This window comes from Leptolyngbya sp. CCNP1308 (assembly GCF_034932455.1).
GTDB lineage: Bacteria > Cyanobacteriota > Cyanobacteriia > Phormidesmidales > Phormidesmidaceae > Nodosilinea.
Genome location: NZ_JAYGIH010000126.1, coordinates 1 through 4166, shown reverse-complemented (window position 1 = coordinate 4166; position 4166 = coordinate 1). Strand labels below are relative to the sequence as shown.

Annotated in this window: 3 protein-coding genes and 1 pseudogene; 3 read left to right on the top strand and 1 reads right to left on the bottom strand. The window is 56.8% G+C overall.

Features of this window, described 5'->3' with window-relative positions; translation table 11 throughout:
- The 3 genes and pseudogenes from VB780_RS31210 to VB780_RS31200 form a co-directional block, all read left to right on the top strand.
- A pseudogene (locus VB780_RS31210) lies at nt 1-84 on the top strand (IS5/IS1182 family transposase); the annotation flags it as partial.
- 119 nt (nt 85-203) lie between these two features.
- Complete coding sequence (locus tag VB780_RS31205) at nt 204-1190, top strand: transposase (RefSeq protein ID WP_323355091.1); 987 nt, start codon at nt 204-206, stop codon at nt 1188-1190.
- 346 nt (nt 1191-1536) lie between these two features.
- Nucleotides 1537-3498: an AAA family ATPase gene (locus tag VB780_RS31200; protein ID WP_323355090.1), complete on the top strand. Its 1962-nt coding sequence runs from the start codon at nt 1537-1539 to the stop codon at nt 3496-3498.
- A 331-nt stretch (nt 3499-3829) separates the two neighbouring features.
- Here the strand turns inward: VB780_RS31200 and VB780_RS31195 are convergent.
- Nucleotides 3830-4166 (bottom strand): GGDEF domain-containing protein (locus VB780_RS31195; protein ID WP_323355089.1); only part of this gene is annotated, 337 nt, incomplete at its 5' end.

Sequence of the window (4166 nt, the reverse complement as noted above, 5' to 3'; positions counted from 1 at the left end):
TTGGTGCGAGACTACGAACGGCTACCGGAAACGTCAGAAACCCTCATCTACCTTGCCATGATACGGATCATGGTCAGGCGATTGGCATGATTTTTGACCCCATCGGACTTTTCAAACACCCTCTAAGCTCGACTTTATCCATTTTGATCCCAAAAGAAAAGCAGCAAGCAGAATTTAGATGAGGGTCTGAGGAACTTGCTGTGATGGAATTTATGGTGATGATGATAGCGTTTGCGCCGCTGTTTTCCCAGCGGGTATGGCCTCACGCGTTGACGCTGGTGATAGGAACCCTGTTGGCCCCTGGTAAACGTACAGTAAGCCAGATTTTGTGGGTGATGGGGTTAGCCAACGAACCTCAGTTTCAGCGTTATCACCGGGTGCTGAATCGTGCTGTTTGGTCGTCTCGGCAGGCCAGTCGAATCTTGTTGAGTATTTTGGTTAAAACCTTTGCCGCTGACGGTGTCATCGTGATGGGTCTCGATGACACCATCGAACGACGGTGGGGAAAGCGGATTGCAGCGCGGGGTATCTACCGGGACCCAGTGCGTTCGAGCCAAGAGCATTTCGTCAAGACCAGTGGATTGCGTTGGCTCAGTTTAATGCTGTTGGTGCCGATTCCGTGGGCACAGCGCGTCTGGGCCTTGCCCTTTTTGACCGTACTGGCCCCGTCAGAGCGCTACAACCAAACCCAAGGGCGACGGCACAAAGCGCTAACCGATTGGGCTAGACAGATGCTGGTTCAAGTGCGACGTTGGTTAGGAAATCGGCCCATTGTGGTGGTGGCCGACAGCAGCTTCGCCGCTCTAGACTTTTTGGCGTCGGTGAGCCATCTCCCCCATCCTGTTCACGTCGTCACTCGACTGCGCTTAGATGCCGCCCTTTATAAACCCGCTCCGCCTCGGGACGCCCACACCATCGGCCGTCCTCGCAAAGTCGGGCAACGCCTACCCACCCTAAAAACCCGGTTGGAGGAGTCCACCACCCGCTGGCAGTCCCTTACCCTGGAGGGCTGGTATGGTCAGCACACCTACACCTTAGAGTGGGTTTCCCAAAGGGCGGTGTGGTATCACACTGGACTTCCCCCTGTCCCCATTCGTTGGGTCTTAGTCCGTGACCCCCTGGGCAAGTTGGAGCCTCAGGCCTTTCTCTGTACTGATCTCGAGGCCACACCCGCCCAAGTCTTGCTCTAGTTTCGGCAACGCTGGCAAGTCGAAGTTACCTTCCAGGAGGTGCGGGCTCATTTGGGGGTTGAAACTCAGCGGCAGTGGCCTGACTTAGCGATCCAACGCACGACTCCTGCCCTATTGGCCCTGTTCTCGCTGGTCGTGCTCCTCACCCAGCGCCTGCACCCCCAATTTACGTTCTCCCTGCCTCATACGGCCTGGTACACGAAGCAACACCCGACCTTCGCCGATGCCTTGGCCTTTGTTCGCCGCTATTTGTGGGCTTCCCGACTTTTCCAGACATCACGGGATGACCTTGAGTACGTTAAAGTCCCTCGCACTATCTTCGACACCTGGACGGAGTTACTTTGCCATGCCGCTTGATTGGATAAAGTCGAGCTCAGAGCGCTGGGTCACCAACCTCTCGTTGACCGACTTTATTACTGAAACCCTGAAGCGAGAACTCCAAACCCCGACCTGCAACAACTCTGGGGAGCCGATCAACCTCACCCGCCGTTGGAGCCCGGCCGCCGAAGCCACAACAGCGATTGAAACCACCGGTATTTGCCCCTACAAAGGTCTGTCTTTTTTTGACTGGAACAGCGACGACCCCAGCTACTTCTATGGTCGCCAGGCGCTGACGGACGAACTACTCGACCACGTGCGCACTGACAACTTTCTGGCGATTACGGGGGCTTCTGGCAGCGGCAAATCGTCTGTGCTGCGGGCCGGGCTGCTGTATCAGCTCCAGCAGGGGCGACGCATCTTTGGCAGTGACCAGTGGGCTATTCACCTAATGCTGCCGGGAGATAGCCCTTGTCAAAACCTGGCCACTGCCTTTGTTGACCAGAGTAGCCCCCACATCGAGCGGGCCGAGCAGCAGGGCAAAGCCGAAGCCCTAATTAAGGAAGGCGCTGACGGCCTGCGCCGTTTGGTGCAGACCACCGCCGCGGCCCGCGTAGTGCTCGTGGTCGATCAGTTTGAGGAGGTCTTTACCCTCTGCCAAAGTGCTGCGGAGCGAGAAACCTTTTTCGCTACCCTGCTCGGTGCTGTAGAGTGCTGCGGCGACAGGCTTTGTTTGATTATTGCTATGCGGGCCGACTTTGTGGGGCGCTGTTTTGAGCAAAACTACAGCGGCCTGGCCCAGCAGGTGCAAGACCATCTGGTTGCAGTCAAACCCATGGGCCGGGCCGAACTTACCCAGGCGATTGAGAAACCCGCCCAGCAGGTGGGTCTGAGCCTGGAACCGGAGCTGGTGACCACACTGCTCAACGATGTGGAAACGTCGCCTGGGGGGCTGCCTCTACTGCAATACACCCTGCGGGAACTGTGGAATCGCCGCCAAGACAACACCCTACAGCTCAAAACCTACACCCAGCTCGGCGGTGTGACCGGCAGCCTAAAGCAGCGCGCCAATGAAGTCTACGACGGCTTTAGCCCCGAGCAGCAGGCCACTGCCCGCCACATCTTTTTGAACCTGACCCAGCTCGGCGAAGGCACCGAAGACACCCGCCGTCGCGTGGCCCAAAGCAGCCTGGTGACCGCTAAGCACCCTGAACCGCTGGTTAATGAGGTGGTACAAGCGCTGGCCAATGCCAACTTGGTGGTGACGAGTGAGCTGATTAGTAAGGGTAATCAGGAGCGGGTGGCGATCGTGGATGTTGCCCACGAGGCTCTGATTCGCAACTGGCCTCAGCTGCGGCAGTGGCTAGACGAGAACCGTGACTTATTAAGGCAGCAGCGGAAGATTGAGCTGGCGGCAGAAGAGTGGAACTCTCAACAACGAAAATCAGGCTATCTGTTGCAGGGACTGCTGCTGATCGAAGCTAAGCAGTTTCGCAAACAACATACCGCTGAGTTCCCATTATCTATTCTTGCCAGTTCGTTTATTCAGACCAGCATTCGGCAAAGCTTAATCAATCGGCTGAAAACAGTCAGCTGGCTCATTATTCCATCTGCACTCGTTCTTGGCGTTGTGGAATATAACCTGCGGGAGGCAGGTATTAAACAAGACTTTGCAAGACTGAACGATGAAGGTATATATGGCGAAAGAGAGGCTGTCATTGATTTAGTGGAAGGATGCCGCGAAACACGACAGTATCCTTGGTTAGGGCAATATTTGACTGAGCGGGTGTTTGGAAACTGCCGCCCATTGTATCGAGCTCCACTGGCAAAAGCTGACCTCAGTGAGACCGACCTCAGCAATGCCGACCTCAGCAATGCCGACCTCTTCGAGGCCGACCTCAGAAATGCCCAACTTTGCCGCCCACCCTGCCCCAGGGCAGCACTCTCGACCCAAACCGCGACTGCAAAGAACTGGGCATTGATCCGGTAACGGGCGGGCGCCAAGAATAGATTTTTGGTTGCCGTGAGTAGTTGCCTGATCGCGCAACTAGACGATCTGGCTTACCCCACCCCTACCCAAATGAGACCCTGCGCAGCTGTGTGGTAGTTGTTCAGCGCTGCGCAGGACAAATTTTGGAACGTTTCATGAAAGAGCTGCCGAGAAAGATTGTGATGCTGCTTTGAGGCGCGGGCAACTAGCCGGGGCACTATGCGGCGTGAGCCGGAGCTATTCCCAGACGCTGGGGCCTCAGCTTTCCTTAGTCTTCCCCTGGGAAGCCATCTCTGGTTGGGCTTGGGAAAAGGTATATGTGGCTTGACCGCTATGAATCGGCGGATGCTAGGCAGTAGCGATCGCGCCCCTGCTGCTTAGCGCTGTAGAGCGCAGCATCGGCTTGGTCAATCAAGGTTTGAGCTTTCTGATCTGCCGTTGGAATGACGCTGGCAATACCCAGGCTGAGAGTAATGCGCTGGCCTAGGGGTGAGGCCCCGTGGTAGAGAGCTAGCTCCACAAGGGCCTGCTGAATGGCTGAGGCGATCGCCTCGGCCCCGGCTTGGTCAGTGTCGGGCAGCACCAGGACAAACTCTTCGCCGCCGTAGCGGGCCACCAGGTCGGCGGGGCGCTGGGCCACCTGCTCTAGGGCCTGGGCCACCTGCTGT